The following is a 19,327-nucleotide window of genomic DNA, read 5'->3' on the forward strand; positions in this document are numbered from 1 at the left end:
CCGTCCTGGGCCGGTGACTCCCGCAACACCCGTGAACAGAACCGCCCCCGGTCGCAGTCGCGGCGGGGGGCGGTTCTACTCTGGTGCGGACAGACAGCGCACAACCCCCACGAATCAGGAGCCGGCGGATGGATCACAGCGGGCACGGCATGACCATGGATCTGCCGCCGTTCACGCTGGGGCGAGGACTCGGCTGGTCGGCGGACCCGTTCTTCCTCGTCGCCTGCCTACTGGGGCTGGCGCTGTACGGCTGGGCGGTGGTGCGCCTGACGCGGCGCGGCGACAAGTGGCCGGTGGGACGGACCGTCTCGTTCGTCCTCGGTGTGCTGAGCATCATGCTCATGATGTGCACCAAGCTGAACGACTACGGCATGGTCATCTTCAGCGTGCACATGGTGCAGCACATGATGATCAGCATGGTGTCGCCCATCCTGATCCTGCTCGGCGCCCCGATCACGCTCGCGCTGCGCGCGCTGCCGCCGGCGGGGCGCGGGCGCAAGGGGCCGCGCGAGCTGCTGCTGATGCTGCTGCACAGCCGCTACATCCAGATCGTCACCCACCCGGTGTTCACCATCCCGATGTTCATCGCGAGCCTGTACGGGCTGTACTTCACCCCGCTGTTCGACTTCCTGATGGGCTCCCAGGTGGGGCACATCGCGATGATGGTGCACTTCCTCGCCGTCGGCCTGATCTTCTTCTGGCCGATCATGGGCGTGGACCCGGGTCCGCACCGGCCGGGCTACCTCATGCGGATGCTGGAGCTGTTCGCGGGCATGCCGTTCCACGCGTTCTTCGGCATCGCGGTGATGATGGCGTCCACGCCGATGGTCACCACGTTCCAGAACCCGCCGGCCTCGCTCGGCATCGACGCGCTCGCCGACCAGAACGCGGCCGGCGGTATCGCCTGGGCGTTCAGCGAGGTCCCGTCCGTGCTGGTGCTGATCGCGCTGCTCTTCCAGTGGTACGCCTCGGAGAAGCGGCACGCCAAGCGCACCGACCGCGCCGCGGACCGTGACGGCGACAAGGAGCTCCAGGCGTACAACGCCTATCTGGCCTCCCTGCACGCACGCGGGAACTGAGTCCCCGGTCTCCGCTTCCCTCGCTTCCCCACCACCGGATCTTGCGGGAACGCCCACGTCCGGCACATGTCCAGACGTGGGATTCCCGCCTAGACTCCACCTTCATGCTGCGCGCTCTGGCCGTCGACGACGAACGCCCCTCGCTGGAGGAGCTGCTCTACCTGTTGAACGCGGACCCCCGCATCGGCAGTGCCGAGGGCGCCGGTGACGCGACCGAGGCGCTGCGCCGCATCAACCGCGCCCTGGAGTCCGGGCCCGACGGTCCCGAGGCCATCGACGTCGTCTTCCTCGACATCCAGATGCCCGGCCTCGACGGACTCGACCTCGCCCGGCTGCTCGGCGGGTTCGCCCGGCCGCCGCTCGTCGTGTTCGTCACCGCCCACGAGGACTTCGCCGTGCAGGCGTTCGACCTCAAGGCCGTCGACTACGTCCTCAAGCCCGTCCGCAAGGAGCGGCTGGCCGAAGCGGTCCGCCGCGTCGCCGAACCGCGCGCCGCGGCACAGCCCGCGGCACAGCACGGCAGCACCCCGCGCATCCCCGTGCACGAGCCCGACCCGGACCACATAGCCGTCGAGCTCGGCGGTGTGACCCGCTTCGTCGCCGTCGAGGACATCACGCATGTGGAGGCCCAGGGCGACTACGCCCGGCTGCACACCGACCGCGGCAGCCACCTCGTACGGATACCGCTGTCCACCCTGGAGGAACGCTGGCGCTCGCGCGGCTTCGTCCGTATCCACCGCCGCCACCTGGTGGCCCTGCGCCACATCGGGGAGCTCCGGCTCGACGCGGGTACCGTGAGCGTCCTGATCGGCTCGGAGGAGCTCCAGGTCAGCCGACGGCACACCCGTGAACTGCGGGACCTGCTGATGCGCCGGACCACGGGCTAGGGGGACGGCGTGCCCCAGGACCCGACCGAACGCCGCGTGGTCGTCACCGGCCCGCCCCGCCGCGCCCGCCGCGCCTTCGGCTACTACCGCCCGCGGACCGAGATCGACGAGCAGACCACCCTCGGCCACACCTACGTCCGCTCCCTGATGCGCATCCAGCTGCGCACCGGTCTCATCGTGTTCGCGATCCTGATGCTGCTCATCGGTCCGCTCCCGCTGGTCTTCGCCGCGGCCCCGGACGCCCGGCGGCTGGAGTGGGCGGTCCTCGGCTTCGGGCTGTACCCCCCACTGGTCCTGCTCGCCCGCTGGTACGTGCGCCGCGCCGAACGCAACGAACGCGACTTCGTGCGGCTCGTCGAGGACCGCTGAGGGCGGGGAACGGAACGCCGGCACCGTGAACTCCAGTTACGCCGTCCCCGCCGTCGCGCTCGTCGTCCTGGCGACCGTCCTCGTCGGCGCCTTCGGCCTGCGCATCTCCCGCACCACCTCCGACTTCTACGTCGCCTCCCGCACCGTGGGCCCCCGTCTGAACGCCGCCGCCATCAGCGGCGAGTACCTCTCCGCCGCCTCCTTCCTGGGCATCGCGGGCCTCGTCCTGGTGCAGGGCCCGGACATGCTCTGGTACCCGGTCGGCTACACCGCCGGCTACCTGGTCCTGCTGCTGTTCGTCGCCGCCCCGCTGCGCCGCTCCGGCGCCTACACGCTGCCCGACTTCGCCGAGGCCCGCCTCGCCTCGCAGACGGTGCGGCGGCTCGCGGGCGCCTTCGTCGTCGGCGTCGGCTGGCTGTACCTGCTGCCCCAGCTCCAGGGCGCGGGACTCACCCTGACCGTGCTCACCGGCACCCCCGGCTGGCTCGGCGGAGTGATCGTCGCCGTCGTGGTCACCGTCATCGTCGCCGCCGGCGGCATGCGCAGCATCACCTTCGTGCAGGCCTTCCAGTACTGGCTCAAGCTCACCGCCCTGCTCGTGCCCGCACTGTTCCTGGTCCTCGCCTGGCAGAGCGACGGGGCGCCCAGCCACGCCTTCGACGAACCCGCCGCCTTCCGCGAACAGCGTGCCGTCCGCATCGACGACACCCTCGACCTGCGGCTCGCCGAGCCGCTGACCGTGACCGTGGACGGCACCGTCGACGGCCGCGAACACACCGGCGCCGAACTCCGCCTGCCCGCCGGCACCCACCGCATCGACGGCGGCACCCGGCTGACCTTCGCCGAGGGAGCCGAGGTCCCGGCCGCCGGGCGGGGCGCCGACGACGCCCTGTCGCCCTCGCGGGCCGAGTCCCGCGAGGAACGCCCGTTGTACGCCACGTACGGCCTGATCCTCGCCACCTTCCTCGGCACCATGGGCCTGCCGCACGTGGTGGTCCGCTACTACACCAGCCCGCACGGCGTCGCCGCCCGCCGCACCACCGTCGCCGTCCTCGGCCTGATCGGCGCCTTCTACCTGCTGCCCCCGGTCTACGGAGCCCTCGGTCGGCTGTACGCCCCCGACCTCACCCTCACCGGCAGCGCGGACGCCGCCGTGCTTCTGCTGCCCGGCCGCATGATCGGAGGAGTGGGCGGCGACCTGCTCGGCGCGCTGGTCGCCGGGGGTGCCTTCGCCGCGTTCCTGTCCACGGCGTCCGGGCTGACCATGGCCGTGGCCGGCGTCATCACCCAGGACGTCCTGCCCGCACGCGGCGTACGGCACTTCCGGCTCGGCACGCTGCTCGCCATGGCCGTCCCGCTCGGGGCGAGCATCCTGGTCGGCGGGCTGCCGGTGGCCGACGCGGTCGGGCTCGCCTTCGCCGTGTCGGCGTCCTCGTTCTGCCCGCTGCTCGTCCTCGGTATCTGGTGGCGCCGGCTCACCCCGCCCGGGGCGGCGGCCGGCATGCTGGTCGGGGGCGGCTCCGCCTTCGTCGCCGTCGCCGCGACCATGGCCGGCTTCCCGGGCCGGGGCGCACTGCACGCGCTGCTCGCCTGGCCCGCCCTGTGGTCGGTGCCGCTGGGCTTCCTCACCATGGTCCTGGTCTCCCTGGCCACCCCCGGCCGGGTGCCGCCCGGCACGGCGGCGGTGCTCGCCCGGTTCCACCTGCCGGAGGAACTGCGGACGGAGGTGTCCAAGTGAGCGGATTCCTGGCGGGCCTGTGCGTCGCCGTGCTGCCCCTGCTGGCCGCGGGCTTCTGGCTCGGCCGGCGCACCGCCCGGCCCGCCAGTCTCGCCGGACTCGGCACGCCCGTCGAGCACGCCACCTTCGAGACCCTGCACACCGCCTCCCTGGCCACGCCCCCGCTCCGGGCGGGCCTGACCGAGGAGACCGCCGGCAGATCCGCCCGCAAGCTGCGCTCCCTGCTCGGCACCGACGCCCTGTGCCTCACGGACCGCGAGCAGGTCCTCGTCTGGGACGGCGCCGGCGCCCATCACCGTACCGAGATCATGGAACGACTGGCCGGGCCCCTCGATTCCGGCCGCGGTGAGGCGTTCCCGCTCAGCTGCGACACCCCCGACTGCGCGGTGCGGTGGGCCGTCGTCGCCCCGCTCACCGTCGACGACCGGGTGCACGGCGCGCTCGTCGCCTGCGCACCCCGTGAGTCCGCGGTCCTGGTCCGGGCGGCCGGGGAGGTGGCCCGCTGGGTCTCCGTCCAGCTCGAACTGGCCGACCTCGACCAGTCCCGCACCCGCCTCATCGAGGCCGAACTCAGGGCGCTGCGGGCCCAGATCTCCCCGCACTTCATCTTCAACTCGCTCGCCGTGATCGCCTCGTTCGTCCGCACCGATCCCGAGCGCGCCCGCGAACTGCTCCTGGAGTTCGCCGACTTCACCCGTTACTCGTTCCGCCGGCACGGCGACTTCACCACCCTCGCCGACGAACTCCACGCCATCGACCACTATCTGGCGCTGGTCCGCGCCCGCTTCGGCGACCGCCTCTCCGTCACCCTGCAGATCGCCCCCGAGGTGCTGCCGGTCGCGCTGCCCTTCCTCTGCCTGCAACCGCTCGTCGAGAACGCCGTCAAACACGGCCTCGAGGGCAAGGCCGACAAGTGCCGCATCCAGATCACCGCGCAGGACGCCGGCGCCGAAGCCCTCGTGGTGATCGAGGACGACGGCGCCGGAATGGACCCCGGCCTGCTGCGGCGCGTTCTCGCCCGCGAGGTCGACCACACGGGCGGCATCGGCCTGTCCAACGTCGACGACCGGCTCCGCCAGGTCTACGGCGACGACTACGGCCTCGTCATCGAGACCGCGGTGGGCGCGGGCATGAGGGTCACCGTCCGGCTGCCGAAGTACCAGCCGGGCGTGCACCTGGCGGGGCGGCTCACGCCGAAGTGAGCGCCGGACGCCACGGGCGGCTCAGGCGCTGCGCGTGGCGACCATTCCGAGGGTGATCAGCCCCAGGACGACCCAGCCGAACCACAGCCATCCGTTGCTGCCGAGCGCCACCGTGTAGGCCGTCACGGCGACGAGGCCGCCGATGGTGAGCACTCCCATGGTCTTCGTCGAGTTCGAACCGTTGTGGGAACCGGGCATCGCGACACCCTCCTCATGGTCCTGGTGTTCGGTTTCCCTCCATGGTGCCCCGGTTCTGCCGTTACGGTGCCGGTATGAACAGCAGGCCCGCACCGTTCGACGAGCTCGACCGGAAGATCGTCACCGCTCTGATGGCGAACGCCCGGTCGTCCTTCGCCGAGATCGGCGTGGCCGTCGGGCTGTCGTCCACGGCGGTCAAGCGCCGGGTGGACCGGCTCCGCGAGACGGGGGTGATCACCGGTTTCACGGCGACGGTGCAGCCGTCGGCGCTGGGCTGGCGCACGGAGGCGTACGTCGAGGTGTACTGCGAGGGGGCGGCGCCGCCCCGGCGGCTGGCGGAAGTGGTGCGCAACCACCCGGAGATCGCCGCGGCGATGACGGTGACCGGTGGCGCGGACGCCCTGCTGCATCTGCGGGCGCGGGATGTGGAGCACTTCGAGGAGGTGCTGGAGCGGATCCGTGCGGAGCCGTTCATCCGGAAGACGATCAGCGTGATGGTGCTGTCCCATCTCATCCCGGAGAGTCCGGAGGCGGGGGCGAGCCAGCCGGCTCCCCAGGGCCCGGGGTAGGACGCAGCGGACGTGCGCCGAGCAGTGGGAACACGCAGTATTCCTGCGTGAACACGCAACTCTCGTTCCTTGTCGCCCGCCCCGGTCGCTTTCTACCGTGGACTCACCCCTGATGACACCGCGTGGAAGCGGAGGCACCCCTCTGTGACCGGTCCCCGTGTGCCGTCCCCACGGCGCTATCTCGTCTGCGACCCCGGGCACTTCGCCGTGCGGTACGCGATCAACCCCTGGATGCGTCCCGACCGTCCCGTCGACGTCCCCCTGGCCCAGCGGCAGTGGCGGACGCTGGTCGACGTCTACCGCGCGCACGGTCACACCGTGGAGACCGTGCGGCCCGTGCCCGGCCTGCCCGACATGGTGTTCGCCGCGAACGCGGCGGTCGTCGTCGAGGGCCGCGTCCTCGGCTCCCTGTTCCTGGCGCCCGAGCGGCGCCCCGAGTCCGTGCCGTACGAGAGCTGGTTCAAGGCGGAGGGCTTCGACGTCCATCGTCCCGAGTCGGTGTGCGAGGGCGAGGGCGACCTGGTTCCCGCCGGACGCTGGATCCTCGCCGGCACCGGGTTCCGCACCACCCGTGAGGCGCATCGGGAGGCACAGGAGTTCTTCGGCGTGCCCGTGATCAGCCTGACGCTGGTGGATCCGTACTTCTACCATCTGGACACGGCCCTGTTCACACTGGACGAGGAGAACATCGCGTACTACCCGGAGGCGTTCTCGCCGGGGAGCCGCGAGGTGCTGGCCCGGCTGTATCCGGACGCGGTGACCGCGACCCGCGAGGACGCGACGGCGTTCGGCCTGAACTCCGTCTCCGACGGGCGCCACGTGTTCATCTCCCCCGAGGCGACAGGCCTCGCCGCCCGGCTCACCGACCGCGGCTACGTTCCCGTCCCCGTCGACCTGTCCGAGTTCCACAAGGCAGGCGGCGGGATCAAGTGCTGCACTCAGGAGATCCGCTCATGACCTCTGCCATCCGCACCCGTTCGTCCGCCGAGCTGATCGGTGCGGAGGAGCCGGTCCTCGCGCACAACTACCACCCGCTGCCCGTGGTCGTCGCGAGCGCCCGGGGCGCGTGGGTGGAGGACGTGGAGGGCCGCCGCTACCTCGACATGCTGGCCGGCTACTCGGCGCTCAACTTCGGCCACCGGCATCCCGCGCTGATCGAGGCGGCGCACCGCCAGCTGGACCGGCTCACGCTCACCTCGCGCGCCTTCCACAACGACCGGCTCGCCGAGTTCGCGGAGCGGCTGGCGGCGCTGACCGGGCTGGACATGGTGCTGCCCATGAACACCGGCGCGGAGGCGGTCGAGAGCGCGGTGAAGGTGGCCCGCAAGTGGGCCTACGACGTGAAGGGCGTCCCGGCCGACCGGGCGACGATCGTGGTCGCGGCGGACAACTTCCACGGCCGGACGACGACCATCGTCAGTTTCTCCACGGACGAGACCGCGCGCGCCGGTTTCGGTCCCTTCACGCCCGGCTTCCGGATCGTGCCGTACAACGACCTCGCGGCGCTGGAGGCGGCGGTCGACGAGACGACGGCCGCGGTGCTGATCGAGCCGATCCAGGGCGAGGCGGGGGTGAACATCCCCGACGACGGCTATCTGGCGGGCGTGCGGGAGCTGACGCGCCGCGCCGGGTGCCTGTTCGTCGCGGACGAGATCCAGTCGGGGCTCGGTCGTACGGGCCGCACGCTGGCCGTGGAGCACGAGGCGGTCGTCCCGGACATGGTGCTGCTCGGCAAGGCGCTGGGCGGCGGCATCGTCCCGGTGTCGGCGGTGGTGGCCCGGCGTGAGGTGCTCGGGGTGCTGCACCCCGGGGAGCACGGGTCGACCTTCGGCGGCAATCCGCTGGCCGCGGCCGTCGGTACGGCGGTGGTGGAGTTGCTGGAGACGGGCGAGTTCCAGCGCCGGGCGGCGGAACTGGGCGTGGTGCTGCGCGGCGGGCTGGAGGCCCTGGTCGGCAAGGGCGTCGTCGGCTTCCGCTCGCGCGGACTGTGGGCGGGCGTCGACGTGGACCCCGTGCTGGGTACCGGCCGGGAGGTGAGCGAGCGTCTGATGCGGGAGGGAATCCTGGTCAAGGACACCCACGGGTCCACCATCCGGCTGGCCCCGCCGCTCACCATCCGGGGCGAGGAGCTCCGGGAGGCCCTGGAGACGCTGGGGAAGGTGCTGGGCCAGGGCGGCTGACCCGCCCGAACCCCGGCCACCGGCCCGTTCCCACCTGCCTGACCTGCGTGACCGCTGTCCGGGGGTGGGAACGGGCGTTTTCGGACGGCGCCCGGGAAGCCCCCTGCCCGGTTCCCGGGTGAAGATGGGAACAAGAGGTGGTAGACCACTCTCAGCGACAGAGAGGTCGGCCGTGGGCGGACACGAGGACGGACACGAGGAGCCGGAGGTTGCCCGGCAGGGGTTCGACGTGGCCGACGCCGCTCCCCTGCTGCTCGATCCGCAGGGCGTCGTGACGAACTGGACCGGTCCGGCCGAGCGGCTGCTGGGGTATCCGGCGGTCGAGGCGGTGGGCAGGAAGCTGGCCGAGCTGCTCACCGCCGAGGACGCCGAGCGGGTGCCGGACCTGGTCGGGCGCTGCCGGGCGGACGACGGCTGGGCGGGTCCGATGACGGCCCGTCACCGGGACGGACGGCCGGTCCCCGTCATGGTCCGGCTCATGCGGACCATGGAGCCGCGGGGCCGCTCGTCCCTGCTGGTGCTGCTGTCGGAGCTGGCCGGTCCCGTCGGCCGGCGCATGAGCCGCTCCGCCGGCTGGGACCTGAGCCGCGCGGTGCTCGAGCAGATGGTCGCCGGATCGTCGATCGGGCTCGCGATCGTGGACACGGACCTGCGGTACGTGTGGTCGAACACCGCCCTGGAGCAGTTCGGCGGCGGCCCGGCCCAGCGGCGGCTGGGCCTGCGGTTCGCCGACGTCCAGCCCGGCCTGGACGCCGAGTCCGTCGAGGCGCAGATGCGCCACGTGCTGGAGACCGGCGAGCCGGTGGTCGGCCACGAGTACGTCGGCCAGGTCCGTTCGGCGCCGCTGCGCGACACCGCGCACATGCTGTCGTTCACCCGGCTCGACGACGACCGGGGCCGCCCGATGGGCGTCTACTACAGCGTCGTGGACATCACCGAGCGGCACCGTGCCCGTCAGCGGCTCGCCCTGCTCGACCGGGCCGGCGAACGCATCGGCCGCACACTGGACGTCATGCGCACCGCCCAGGAGCTGGCGGACGTCGCCGTCCCGGAACTCGCGGACTTCGTGGTCGTGGACCTGCTGGAGACGGTGGTACGGGGCGCCGAGCTGCCGCCCGGACCGCTCGCGGAGACGGACGGGGTGCCGCTGCGCCGCGCGGGCTACCGGTCGCTGTACGAGGACCTGCCGCGGAAGGTCCGGGAGACGGGCGCGGTGACGAGCTTTCTGGCCGGTTCACCGCCGGTCCGCTGTCTGACCACGGGCCGCTCCTGGCGCCAGGAGCAGCTCGACCCGCTCGCCACGGAGTGGATCGACGGCACCCCGGACGGCCGGAAGGCCACCTTCCTCGAGCTCGGTCTGCAGAGTGCGATGATCGTGCCGATCCGCGCCCGGGGCACCACCCTGGGTGTCACCGGGTTCTTCCGGCGCCGCCGGGACCCCTTCAGCGAGGACGACCTGAGCCTGGCCGAGGACCTCGTCTCCCGCGCCGCCGTCTGTGTGGACAACGCCCGGCGCTACGCCAGGGAGCGCGACGCGACGCTCGTGCTGCAGCGCAGCCTGCTGCCCCGCCGGCTCCCGGAGCTGGACGCCGTCGAGGTGTCGGCCTGTTACCGCCCGGCCGACGAGCTGACCGGCCTGGGCGGCGACTGGTACGACCTGATCCCGCTGTCGGGTGCCCGCGTCGCCCTCGTCGTCGGAGAGGTCCCCGGTCACGGCATCGCCGCCGCCGCGGCGATGGGCCGGCTGCGTACCGCCGTACGGACCCTGGCCGCGCAGGATCTGCCGCCCGAGGAGGTGCTCGCCCATCTCGACGACCTGGTGTCGCGGTCGGCGCGGGAGGAGGGCGCCGAGCCGGACGAGCCGGAGCGGACCTACGGCCAGGCCGTGGGCTCCGGCTGCCTGTACGTCGTCTACGACCCGGTCGACGGCCGGTGCACGATGGCCGCCGCGGGCCATCCCGTGCCCGCCCTGGTGGCGCCCGACGGCACGGTCGGCTTCGTCGATCTGCTGCCGGGGCCCCTGCTCGGCGTGGGCGGCCCGCCGTTCGAGGCGATGGAACTGTCCCTGGCCGAGAGCAGCACACTCGCCCTGTACACCGACGGTCTGCTGACCGACACCACGACCGGTTCGACCGCGGGCGGCCAGGACCGGTTGCGACAGGTACTGCAGGGGGCCGCGCCCTCACTGGAAACGCGGTGCCGGACCGTGGTGGACGCCCTGGTACCGGTCCGCCCGTACGACGACGTGGCACTGCTGATGGCCCGTACCCGGCTCCTGGACTCCGACCAGGTGGCGGCCTGGGACCTGCCGCCGGATCCGGCCGTGGTGGCCGAGGCCCGCAGGACGGCCACCCGGCAGCTGTCCCACTGGGGGCTGGACGAGTTGGTCTTCACCACGGAGCTGATCGTCAGCGAACTGGTCACCAACGCCATCCGGCACGCCGTCGGCCCCGTCCGCCTGCGGCTGATCCGGGAGCGCGCGCTGGTCTGCGAGGTGTTCGACGGCGGCGCCACCACACCGCACCTGCGCCATCCCCGCGCCATGGACGAGGGCGGACGCGGGCTGCTGCTGGTCTCGCAGCTCGCTCAGCGGTGGGGCACCCGTTTCGTTCCCGACGGGAAGGTCATCTGGGCCGAGCAGTCGCTGACCGGACCGGGTGATCTTCCCCTTGAGATGGCCTTCCCTCTGGAGTGACGCTCCTGTCAGGAGGCGGTGGCCATGACACAGACGGCGATCGACTACGCGGTGGTGTACCAGGTCCTGCCCGGCATGGTGGCGCTCCTCACCCCCGATCCGGTGTACGCGGATGTCAACGAGGCGTTCGTCCACGGGACCGGGAGGCCCGGGAGGAACTGCCGGGCCGCCACCTGTTCGATGTCTTCCCGGACAACCCGAACGATCCGAACACCTCGGGCGCGCACAACCTGCACGCCTCCCTGCTGCGGGTCGTGTCGGCCGACGAGCGCGACACCATGGCCCTGCAACGCTCCGACGTCGAGAGCCCGGAACAGCCCGGCACGTGGGAGGCGCGCTACTGGAACCCGGTGAACACACCGGTGCCGGGCAGCGACGGCTCCGTGGTCCTGATCGTGCACCGGGTCGAGGAGGTCACCGAGCCGATGCGGGCCCGCCACCGCGCGGGCGTCGACCAGAACCGGGGCCTGGAGGCCGAACCGCACACGCGCCCGCGAGCTGCAGGAGCTCAACAACCGCCTGCGCCAGGCGCCCGCCCGGGAGCGTCAGGTGGCACCGGCACCGCAGAGGTCCATGCTGCCCGCACCGCGGCAGGTGGGTCACCTGGCCGCCGTGCGCTGTCGGCCGGCGGTGGGCGCGCCCGACGTCTGCGGAGACTGGGACGACCTGGTCGACCTGGTGCGCGGCCACCGTACCGGCGTGTCCGTGGGCGACGCGGTCGGGCACGGACTGGAGGCGGCCGGCGTCATGGGCCGGCTGCGCAGCGCGCTCACCGCCGCCTCCCGGGTCGCGGCGGGACCCGCCGAGGCGCTGGACGTCGTGGCGCGCTACGCCCTCGTGGTCGACGGCGCCGAGTCGGCGACCGTGGTCACCACCTTCGTCGTCGGCTTCGACCGGCACACCATCGATCACAGCAGCGCCGGTCATCCCCCGCCGGTGCCGGTCCACCCGGACGGGCGGGTGGAGTTCCTCGGCCGGGCCACCGGCCCTCCGCTCGACGCCCGCCTCGAACCGGTGCGCAGACCCGGGACGACGACCACGTCCACGCCCGGGGCGACTCTCGTGCTCTCCACCGACGGTCTGGTCGAACGCCGCCGGGAGGACATCGACACCGGGCTGCTGCGGCTCGCCTATTCGCTGCGCCGCCACCGGACACGGGGTCCCGAGTCGCCGGCCGACATCGTGCTGCGGGAGTTGCTGCCGCCCGGCGGCGTCACCGACGACACCGCGCCGGTCGTCGTCCGGCTGTGATCCGCCGCGGGGCGGCGGTACGGCTCGGCCGGTGGACCGGGCGTCGTCGAGCCGGTCCACCCGGTCCACGTTCTGCCGGTCGTCCGCGGCCTGTCCGGTCCCCCGGCGAACCAGGCGTCGAGGATCTCCTTCAGCAGCGGCTCGGCCGTCAGCCGCAGGCCGAGCGCCAGCACGTTCGCTTCGTTCCAGCAGCGCGCGCCGTGTAGGCGTCCGCGCACAGGGCGGCCCGTACGCCCGGCACCTTGTTGGCCGCGATCGAGGCACCCGTGCCGGTCCAGCAGCACACCACCGCCTAGTCGGCGGTCCCCTCGGCGACGTCGCGGGCGGCCGCCTCGGAGCAGAACGCCCACCGCGATTCGCCTCCGGAGCTCAGGGCACCGTGTACGCGCACCTCGTGGCCGCGCTCGCGCAGTTCCGCGAGCAGGGCCCGGGCGACGGGTTCGTCCATGTCGGAGGAGACGGAGATCCGCATGGGCGAGCCCACTCGCGCGTGCGGCGGCCGGCGGCGGCCGGGCGTCGCACGCGTCCCCGCCGGTACCCCCGCTGACGGGCGCTCAGCCGCCCGGTCCGGCCCCGCCCCCGTCCCGCCGGACGGGGTGCCGGGCGCCCTCGCCCGGACCTAGACTGGCACCCCCACGACGTGCCGGTCGACCTGCTGCAGCACGCCGCTGATCCGTCCGCCAGAGTCGAGGAGCGCGCCCTTGTTCTACTACCTGCTCAAATACGTGCTGCTGGGCCCGCTGCTGCGACTGGTCTTCCGGCCTCGAATAGAGGGCCTGGAGCATGTGCCGTCGTCCGGTGCCGCCATCGTCGCCGGCAATCATCTGTCGTTCTCGGACCACTTCCTGATGCCCTCGATACTCAAACGGCGCATCACCTTCCTCGCCAAGGCCGAATACTTCACCGGCCCCGGCATCAAGGGCCGGCTGACGGCGTTCTTCTTCCGCAGCGCGGGGCAGATCCCGGTCGACCGCTCCGGCAAGGACGCCGGCCAGGCCGCGATCCGGGAGGGCCTCGGAGTGCTGAGCAAGGGGGAACTGCTCGGTATCTACCCGGAGGGCACCCGGTCGCACGACGGGCGTCTCTACAAGGGCAAGGTCGGAGTCGCGGTGATGGCCCTCAAGGCCGGCGTCCCGGTGATTCCCTGCGCGATGATCGGCACCTTCGAGGCGCAGCCGCCCGGGAAGGTCGTCCCCCGCATCCACCCGGTGGTGATCCGCTTCGGCAAGCCCCTCGACTTCTCGCGCTACGCCGGCATGGAGGACGGGAAGGCGATACTGCGCGCCGTCACCGACGAGATCATGTACACCATCCTGAGCCTGTCCGAGCAGGAGTACGTCGACCAGTACGCGGCCGTCGCCAAGGCGGAGGACGCCGAGCGCAAGGCGGCGGAGAAGCGCCGGCTGCCGCGGATGCCGCTGAGCTGACCGGCCCCGTCCGAAAACGGAACCGTGCACCCCGCCGCTGCCGCGGGGTGCACGGTTCCGTTTTCGGGGCCTTCTCGGCGACTTACAAAGTGGCCGTCCCGCGGTGTTCCGCGGCGATGCCGAAGCGCTGCTGTTCGCGTGAAGCGGACGCCGCCTCGTGGACGCCGGAAACCGTGCTGACCACCTGATCCCCGGTGGCTTCCCGTCGTGCGTCGAGTTCCTGGAGCTGCTCGAGTCGTCGCAGGTCATCGGCGGACACAAGGGCGACGAGGGGCTTTCCGTGCCGGGTCACGACAACGCGCTCACCGCCGTACACCACGCGGTTGATCAGGTCGGCGAGTTCAGCCCTGGCTTGCGTCACCGGAATCTCGTAGGCCATGCCCCCATCATAACGTCACGTACATCCTGTACATTTTTTACAGACAGCCGCCACGAGGAGGGGCCCATGACCCGACCGTCCGTCCGCCACGTCCTGCCCGAGTTCACCGAACACACGGTGTCCGGGCGCCGGAGCACGGATCCGTACTCGAAGCTGATGGAGGAGCGGATCGTCCTCCTCGGGACACCGATCGACGAGACCTCCGCGAACGACGTGATCGCCCAGTTCATGTACCTGGAGCACCGGGACCCCGACCGGGACATCTCCCTCTACGTCAACTCGCCCGGCGGCTCCTTCCACGCCATGTCGGCGATCCACGACACCCTGCGCTACATCGCCTGCGAGGTGGAGACGGTCTGCCTGGGCCAGGCGGCAGGCACAGCCGCGCTGCTGCTGGCCGCCGGGACGCCGGGCAAGCGGTACGTCCTGCCCGGGGCGCGACTGGTGCTTCATCAGCCCGCGCTGACGGAGCCGGTGGAGGGCAGGGCGAGCGACCTAGCCGTCCAGGCCGAGGAGCTGACACGCGTTCGGGCCCGGATCGAGGAGATGCTGGTCCGGTGCACCCGCCGCACCCCGGAGCAGGCACGGTCGGACATCGAGCGGAACACGGTCCTCGACGCCCGGGCGGCGGTGGACTACGGCCTCGCGGACCGGATCGTGACCGTCCGCGAGGGCCGGCGGCCCACTTCCGGCACGGGGTGAGCCGCCGATGCTGCCACCCGAGCTGCCGCCGCTGCCCGCGCTGACCCGCGCCGAGGCCGAGCTGATCGACCGTTACCTCGAGGCCGTCGACCTGCTCGGCCGGATCAACCCGGCCCGCGACGGCGACACCTACCGGGGACTGCGTGCCGCGCAGGCACTGGTCGGCAAGGCCGTCGCCCTGCGCGACGCGCTGGCCCTGATGCACAGACGCGGCGAGACCGAACTGCACACCGCCACCCTGGCCCGTGCGTTGCGGGTGCTGGACGGCGAGCGGCGCACGGCCCGCGTCATCCTGCCGCCGGGCTGCGGCAGTTGACACCCCTACCGGCCCGGGCGGGGCGTGCGCCGGTGACACGTCCGCACCGGAGTTGAAACGGACCAAATGGCTTACCCCCAAGCGGCGTAGACGCACGACTTCTTTTCGGGCCGCCAAGGTTGCGCACCGCGCGCGCCCCCTTTCGGAATCAAGTATTCCGATGCTGGTCCGGGGCTCCTCGGCGCTCTGGACGGCAGCCCGAACACAGCGCTGTCCACCCGAACGGATGAGTGGTGAGTAACAACACAAACCCCCGGCTCCGGTGGGATTTCGGGCCAACCATTGCCAAGATCGCTCACTGACGACAAGCCCCCGCCACCGCGGCGGGGCGATCCGGGCGGACGCCGAGTCCTGCCGCCGCCCGGATGACCGGTCGACAGGAGTGGATCGGCAGGAGTGGAGGACCCGAGCACGACGGGTCGCCGGAGCGGGGATTCCCGTTCCGAGCATCCCTTGGGGTGAAGCCGCACGTGTGCGGCCGGGCAACTTCGCCAGCCCGAATCCGACAGGTCATCCTTCACAGGCGGCTGACGAAGGGTTGCGCATGTCCGCGCTCAATCGTGTCCCGTCTCTCATGGCCCGGGCCGGCACGGCCTCGGCCCTCACTCTCGCCGCCGTGGGCGGCTCACTCGTGGTTCCCGGTGCCGCCCCGGAGGCGGCGGCCGCGAGCACGGCCGCCAAGGCTCTCCAGGTCGCGGAATCCAAGAAGGGTTCGCCCTACCGGTGGGGCGCCACCGGACCGTCCCGCTTCGACTGCTCCGGCCTGACCCTCTACTCGTTCAAGAAAGCGGGCAAGCAGCTGCCGCGCACCGCCGCCCAGCAGTACAACAAGACAAACAAGGTCGCGGCCTCCAACCGCAAGGCGGGCGACCTGGTGTTCTTCCACTCGGGCCAAAACATCTACCACGTCGGCATCTACGCGGGTCAGAACAAGATCTGGCACGCCCCGAAGACCGGGGACGTGGTGCGCCTGCAGAAGATCTGGACCCGCAGCGTCTGGTACGGCCGGGTCGGCTGATCCGCGGGGGCGGCGGCATTCCCCCCCTGTCGCCGCCCCCGCCACTCCGTCGGACAGTCACCGACGCGGCTGGGGCTGCGCTGTTCCGTCGTGGCCCCTACGGCTCCTGCTGTCCCACCGCCGTGACCGGCTCGGCCGGGACGGCCCACGGGAGCACGACGAAGACGGTCTTGCCGCCCTCCCTGGTGGGGCGGATCCTCATCCTGCCGCCGCGTTCCGCGGTCAGCCAGCGGATGATGACCAACCCCCGGCCGTTGTCCTGCTGGACCGCGGCGGGGAGCCGCTTGGGGAACCTCGGATGACTGTCGGTGACTCCGATGCGCAACCGCTCGTCGTGGTCGAGGGCGATGTACACCGTGAACGTGGGTGACTGCCCGAGGGTGTGCTGCACGGCGTTGGTGGCCAGTTCGGACACGATCAGCCGCACGGTGTCGGACACTTCCGTGTCCGCCGGCATGCCCCACTCCGCCAGCGTGTCCACCACATGGGTGCGCGCGGCGGGAACCGAGGCTGGATCGCTCGGCAGAGTGATGGATGCTTCCAGATGGTCTGCCATGGCGACGTCCTCCCTTTCCCACGGGTCCACGGTCCGGCACGGAGCGGCTGATTCGAGTACGGTCCCGCACTGGTGCTTCGTCGCCAGACTGCCATCACCGCAGAATGCGGGCGACGATACGGCCAGGATATGCATATATCTGTCGCTCAAATCGGTGAACTCTGCGACGAGAGACCGCATGTGGGTGGCTCATAGGGAGTAAGGGGGAAACGGTGCAACACGGTCCCGCGGTACGCCGCCGGAAACTGGGCGCCGAACTGCGCTCGCTGCGCACGTCGGCGGGGTTCACGAGTGGTGAGGCCGCCCGCCTGGTGGGCTGGCACCAGTCGAAGGTGAGCCGGATCGAGACGGGCACGAGCGGGGTGAAACCGGCCGATGTGCGGTTACTGCTCGACGCCTACGGCCTGGCGGATCGTCAGTTGCGTGAGTTGCTGATGGTGTTGGCGGGGTCCGACGACAGCGGTGGACGGCATCACTGGTGGCACGCGTACCGGGGGGTACTGCCGCCCACCTACCGGGACTTCATCAGCCTGGAGTCCCAGGCCAGTGCGATGCGCACCCTGGAGACCACGGTGGTTCCCGGGCTGTTGCAGACACCCGAGTACGCGCGGGCGGTGACCGAGGCCGCGCTGGAGGGCGCCTCGAAGGAGCGGCTGGACACGCTGGTGGAAGTGCGGCTGGCCCGGCAGGACGTGCTGCGGACGGAGCCGCCCCTGGAGCTGGCCGCCGTCCTGGACGAGGCGGTGCTGCGCCGGGAGGTCGGCGGCCCCGGCGTGATGACCCGGCAGCTGAACCGGCTCGTGGAGGCGGCACGCCTTCCCCACGTGCGGCTCCAGATCCTGCCGTTCACGGCAGGGGCGCACATCGGCGTCACCGGCCCTTTCGTAATCTTCTCATTTTCGCGCACTTCCGATCTGGATGTTGTGGTTCTCGACCACTTGACGAGTAGCCTCTATCTCGAGCGGAAAGAAGACCTCCGGGTGTACTCGGAGGCTTTCAACGCCCTTTCGATCCACGCCCTTTCGCCCGAGGACTCGTTGGATTTCATCGCCGGGACAGCTGCCGGCGCGTAAGGAGGCACGATGCCCGTACCGCCTCGGACCCTTCCCTCCAGCACCGACCTGCGCGGTGTGCGGTGGCTGCGCAGCAGCTACAGCACTGGCGCGAACAACTGCGTCGAGACGGCCCGGCCGGCCACCGGCCCAGGTGCCGGGCTGCTCGCCGTACGCGATTCCAAGAACCCGTCCGGACCCGCGCTGCTCATCTCCCCCGGGAGCTGGACGAAGTTCGTGGCCGCGGTCCGCTGACCGGCAGCACCACCGGCCCGACCACCCGTCCGGCACCACCGACCGAACCGTCCGTCGTCGAGCGACCCACGACCGTGCCCCGCCGACTCACGGCCGCGTCTCGCCGACCACCAGTACAGCGCGTTCGACCTCGGCCCCGGACAGGTCCGCGCGGGCGGTCAGTCTGAGCCGTGAGATGCCGTCGGGCACGGAAGGAGGACGGAAGCAGCCCACGGACAGGCCGGCCGCCCGGCAGTCGGCCGCCCATCGCACGGCCTGCTCCGGGGACGGGACACGCACGGAGACGACCGCGGCGTCGGGACGCACCGCCCGAAGACCCGCGGCCGTCAGACGTCCGTGCAGTTCGCGCGCCACCTCGCCCGCCCGTGCGGCACGCCCGGGTTCCCGGCGCAGCAGCCGGAGCGCCGACAGTGCGGCACCGGCGGCCGCGGGGGCGAGGCCCGTGTCGAAGATGAACGTCCGGGCCACGTTGACGAGATGTTCGACGACCCGTGCCGGGCCGAGCACCGCTCCGCCCTGACTGCCGAGCGACTTGGACAGCGTGACCGTCGCGACGACGTCGTCGGCGCCGGCGAGTCCGGCCGCCTGCGGGGCGCCGCGTCCACCGTCGCCGAGCACCCCGAGGCCGTGGGCGTCGTCGAGCACCAGTCCCGCGCCGTGCTCCCGGCACGCCTCGGCCAGCGCGGTGAGCGGGGCGGCGTCCCCGTCGACCGAGAAGACCGTGTCGGACACCACGACGGCCGGTCCGTCGTGCCCGTCCAGCGTCTTGCGCACGGCGTCCGGGTCGGCGTGCGCCGCGACCCGCGTCCCGCCACGGGCCAGTCGGCAGCCGTCGATCAGCGAGGCGTGGTTGCCCGCGTCGGACACGATCAGTGAGCCGTGCGGGGCCAGCGCGGTGACGGCGGCCAGGTTGGCCGCGTAGCCGGAGGAGAAGACGAGGGCCGCCTCGAAGCCGCAGAAGTCCGCCAGTTCACGTTCCAGCGCGGTGTGCAGTTCGGTGGTGCCGGTGACGAGCCGGGACCCGGTCGCCCCGCCGCCCCAGGTCCGCGCGGCCCGTGCCGCGCCCTCGGTGACCTCCGGATGGCGGGCCAGGCCCAGGTAGTCGTTGCTCGCCAGATCGAGGAGCGGCGCGTCGGCGGCCCGCGGGCGCAGGGCCCGCACGAGTCCGGCCCGGCGCCGCAGCTCCGCCTGCTCATCGATCCAGCCGAACGCCATGGGTCCTCCGGGGCTTCGTAGGCAATGCCCAGACCCTAGCCCCAGAGGCAACCGCCCATGGTGTGGCAATATCCACACGTCAGTGCGTGTGGATTTGTGGAGACTCTCCTTGGCCCGGGACACTCCGTGGGACAGGATCGGCTCTCGTGACTCCGCTCCCCACCTGAGGAGGGGGCTTCCGACCGGAGGGTTGCGGTCCAGCCCGAACCGCCCCCCTGCGGGACGAACGGAACCTACCA

19 protein-coding genes, 2 pseudogenes and 1 riboswitch are annotated in these 19,327 nt (G+C 71.8%); of the genes and pseudogenes, 16 read left to right on the forward strand and 5 right to left on the reverse strand.

Features of this window, described 5'->3' with window-relative positions:
- Window positions 1-128 precede the first annotated feature (128 nt).
- From ACVW19_RS00215 to ACVW19_RS00235, 5 genes are all read left to right on the forward strand, one after another.
- Window positions 129-1,079, forward strand: a complete 951-nt coding sequence (locus ACVW19_RS00215) for a cytochrome c oxidase assembly protein (RefSeq protein WP_457455371.1) — start codon at window positions 129-131, stop codon at window positions 1,077-1,079.
- Between the two features lie 104 nt (window positions 1,080-1,183).
- Window positions 1,184-1,966, forward strand: coding sequence for a LytR/AlgR family response regulator transcription factor (locus tag ACVW19_RS00220; protein ID WP_453756900.1), 783 nt, complete (start codon window positions 1,184-1,186; stop codon window positions 1,964-1,966).
- 9 nt (window positions 1,967-1,975) lie between these two features.
- Entirely contained in the window at window positions 1,976-2,335 is a 360-nt protein-coding gene (locus tag ACVW19_RS00225; protein ID WP_457455373.1) for a hypothetical protein, read from the forward strand.
- Between the two features lie 25 nt (window positions 2,336-2,360).
- Entirely contained in the window at window positions 2,361-4,073 is a 1,713-nt protein-coding gene (locus ACVW19_RS00230; RefSeq protein WP_457455376.1) for a sodium/solute symporter, read from the forward strand.
- Window positions 4,070-5,275: a sensor histidine kinase gene (locus ACVW19_RS00235; RefSeq protein ID WP_457455378.1), complete on the forward strand. Its 1,206-nt coding sequence runs from the start codon at window positions 4,070-4,072 to the stop codon at window positions 5,273-5,275. Before ACVW19_RS00230 ends, ACVW19_RS00235 begins: the two co-directional genes overlap by 4 nt.
- Window positions 5,276-5,296: 21 nt before the next feature.
- On the opposite strand, the gene ACVW19_RS00240 is transcribed toward ACVW19_RS00235, so the two are convergent.
- Window positions 5,297-5,473, reverse strand: a complete 177-nt coding sequence (locus ACVW19_RS00240) for a hypothetical protein (protein ID WP_279337257.1) — start codon at window positions 5,471-5,473, stop codon at window positions 5,297-5,299.
- Between the two features lie 74 nt (window positions 5,474-5,547).
- Here ACVW19_RS00240 and ACVW19_RS00245 point away from each other — a divergent pair, with 74 nt between their 5' ends.
- From ACVW19_RS00245 to ACVW19_RS00265, 5 genes and pseudogenes are all read left to right on the forward strand, one after another.
- Window positions 5,548-6,042: an Lrp/AsnC family transcriptional regulator gene (locus ACVW19_RS00245; protein ID WP_457455381.1), complete on the forward strand. Its 495-nt coding sequence runs from the start codon at window positions 5,548-5,550 to the stop codon at window positions 6,040-6,042.
- Window positions 6,043-6,186: 144 nt separating this feature from the next.
- Complete coding sequence (gene ddaH / locus ACVW19_RS00250; RefSeq protein WP_457455383.1) at window positions 6,187-6,999, forward strand: dimethylargininase; 813 nt, start codon at window positions 6,187-6,189, stop codon at window positions 6,997-6,999.
- Window positions 6,996-8,222 (forward strand): ornithine--oxo-acid transaminase, encoded by a 1,227-nt coding sequence (gene rocD / locus ACVW19_RS00255; protein ID WP_457455385.1) that lies wholly within the window; start codon window positions 6,996-6,998, stop codon window positions 8,220-8,222. The genes ddaH and rocD overlap by 4 nt, the downstream gene beginning before the upstream one ends.
- A gap of 172 nt (window positions 8,223-8,394) precedes the next feature.
- Window positions 8,395-10,917, forward strand: a complete 2,523-nt coding sequence (locus ACVW19_RS00260; protein WP_457455386.1) for a SpoIIE family protein phosphatase — start codon at window positions 8,395-8,397, stop codon at window positions 10,915-10,917.
- Between the two features lie 24 nt (window positions 10,918-10,941).
- A pseudogene (locus ACVW19_RS00265) lies at window positions 10,942-12,168 on the forward strand (PP2C family protein-serine/threonine phosphatase).
- A 33-nt stretch (window positions 12,169-12,201) separates the two neighbouring features.
- Here the strand turns inward: ACVW19_RS00265 and ACVW19_RS00270 are convergent.
- Window positions 12,202-12,640 (reverse strand): annotated as a pseudogene (locus ACVW19_RS00270) (RpiB/LacA/LacB family sugar-phosphate isomerase); the annotation flags it as partial.
- 229 nt (window positions 12,641-12,869) lie between these two features.
- On the opposite strand from ACVW19_RS00270, the gene ACVW19_RS00275 reads away from it, so the two are divergent.
- On the forward strand, window positions 12,870-13,595 hold the full coding sequence (locus tag ACVW19_RS00275) for a lysophospholipid acyltransferase family protein (RefSeq protein WP_457455388.1): 726 nt from the start codon (window positions 12,870-12,872) through the stop codon (window positions 13,593-13,595).
- A gap of 82 nt (window positions 13,596-13,677) precedes the next feature.
- Here the strand turns inward: ACVW19_RS00275 and ACVW19_RS00280 are convergent, their stop codons facing one another.
- A complete protein-coding gene (locus ACVW19_RS00280; RefSeq protein ID WP_457455390.1) occupies window positions 13,678-13,974 on the reverse strand; it encodes a type II toxin-antitoxin system Phd/YefM family antitoxin in 297 nt (98 codons plus the stop codon).
- 66 nt (window positions 13,975-14,040) lie between these two features.
- Between ACVW19_RS00280 and ACVW19_RS00285 the strand changes: the two genes are divergently transcribed.
- The 3 genes from ACVW19_RS00285 to ACVW19_RS00295 all read left to right on the forward strand — a co-directional run bounded on the left by ACVW19_RS00285 (window position 14,041) and on the right by ACVW19_RS00295 (window position 16,010).
- Window positions 14,041-14,676, forward strand: coding sequence for an ATP-dependent Clp protease proteolytic subunit (locus ACVW19_RS00285; RefSeq protein WP_457455392.1), 636 nt, complete (start codon window positions 14,041-14,043; stop codon window positions 14,674-14,676).
- Window positions 14,677-14,683: 7 nt separating this feature from the next.
- Entirely contained in the window at window positions 14,684-14,992 is a 309-nt protein-coding gene (locus ACVW19_RS00290) for a hypothetical protein (RefSeq protein WP_457455394.1), read from the forward strand.
- A gap of 410 nt (window positions 14,993-15,402) precedes the next feature.
- A riboswitch (cyclic di-AMP (ydaO/yuaA leader) is annotated at window positions 15,403-15,533 on the forward strand.
- Between the two features lie 3 nt (window positions 15,534-15,536).
- Entirely contained in the window at window positions 15,537-16,010 is a 474-nt protein-coding gene (locus tag ACVW19_RS00295) for a C40 family peptidase (protein WP_457455396.1), read from the forward strand.
- 97 nt (window positions 16,011-16,107) lie between these two features.
- On the opposite strand, the gene ACVW19_RS00300 is transcribed toward ACVW19_RS00295, so the two are convergent.
- The gene (locus tag ACVW19_RS00300; RefSeq protein ID WP_457455397.1) at window positions 16,108-16,566 is read right to left on the reverse strand and encodes an ATP-binding protein; all 459 of its coding nucleotides are present in this window, start codon (window positions 16,564-16,566) and stop codon (window positions 16,108-16,110) included.
- A gap of 212 nt (window positions 16,567-16,778) precedes the next feature.
- On the opposite strand from ACVW19_RS00300, the gene ACVW19_RS00305 reads away from it, so the two are divergent.
- Window positions 16,779-17,639, forward strand: coding sequence for a helix-turn-helix domain-containing protein (locus tag ACVW19_RS00305; protein ID WP_457455399.1), 861 nt, complete (start codon window positions 16,779-16,781; stop codon window positions 17,637-17,639).
- 9 nt (window positions 17,640-17,648) lie between these two features.
- Window positions 17,649-17,873: a DUF397 domain-containing protein gene (locus ACVW19_RS00310; protein WP_457455401.1), complete on the forward strand. Its 225-nt coding sequence runs from the start codon at window positions 17,649-17,651 to the stop codon at window positions 17,871-17,873.
- 87 nt (window positions 17,874-17,960) lie between these two features.
- On the opposite strand, the gene ACVW19_RS00315 is transcribed toward ACVW19_RS00310, so the two are convergent.
- Window positions 17,961-19,088, reverse strand: a complete 1,128-nt coding sequence (locus tag ACVW19_RS00315) for an 8-amino-7-oxononanoate synthase (protein ID WP_457455403.1) — start codon at window positions 19,086-19,088, stop codon at window positions 17,961-17,963.
- Between the last annotated feature and the right edge of the window lie 239 nt (window positions 19,089-19,327).

The sequence above is a fragment of the Streptomyces sp. TE5632 genome (genome assembly GCF_054061295.1).

Coding starts and splice junctions, on each gene's coding strand:
- ACVW19_RS00215 (WP_457455371.1), top strand. CDS start 129: ATGGATCACAGCGGGCACGGCATGACCATGGATCTGCCGCCGTTCACG.
- ACVW19_RS00220 (WP_453756900.1), top strand. CDS start 1,184: ATGCTGCGCGCTCTGGCCGTCGACGACGAACGCCCCTCGCTGGAGGAG.
- ACVW19_RS00240 (WP_279337257.1), bottom strand. CDS start 5,473: ATGCCCGGTTCCCACAACGGTTCGAACTCGACGAAGACCATGGGAGTG.
- ACVW19_RS00245 (WP_457455381.1), top strand. CDS start 5,548: ATGAACAGCAGGCCCGCACCGTTCGACGAGCTCGACCGGAAGATCGTC.
- rocD (WP_457455385.1), top strand. CDS start 6,996: ATGACCTCTGCCATCCGCACCCGTTCGTCCGCCGAGCTGATCGGTGCG.
- ACVW19_RS00280 (WP_457455390.1), bottom strand. CDS start 13,974: ATGGCCTACGAGATTCCGGTGACGCAAGCCAGGGCTGAACTCGCCGAC.
- ACVW19_RS00285 (WP_457455392.1), top strand. CDS start 14,041: ATGACCCGACCGTCCGTCCGCCACGTCCTGCCCGAGTTCACCGAACAC.
- ACVW19_RS00290 (WP_457455394.1), top strand. CDS start 14,684: ATGCTGCCACCCGAGCTGCCGCCGCTGCCCGCGCTGACCCGCGCCGAG.
- ACVW19_RS00295 (WP_457455396.1), top strand. CDS start 15,537: ATGTCCGCGCTCAATCGTGTCCCGTCTCTCATGGCCCGGGCCGGCACG.
- ACVW19_RS00300 (WP_457455397.1), bottom strand. CDS start 16,566: ATGGCAGACCATCTGGAAGCATCCATCACTCTGCCGAGCGATCCAGCC.
- ACVW19_RS00310 (WP_457455401.1), top strand. CDS start 17,649: ATGCCCGTACCGCCTCGGACCCTTCCCTCCAGCACCGACCTGCGCGGT.
- ACVW19_RS00315 (WP_457455403.1), bottom strand. CDS start 19,088: ATGGCGTTCGGCTGGATCGATGAGCAGGCGGAGCTGCGGCGCCGGGCC.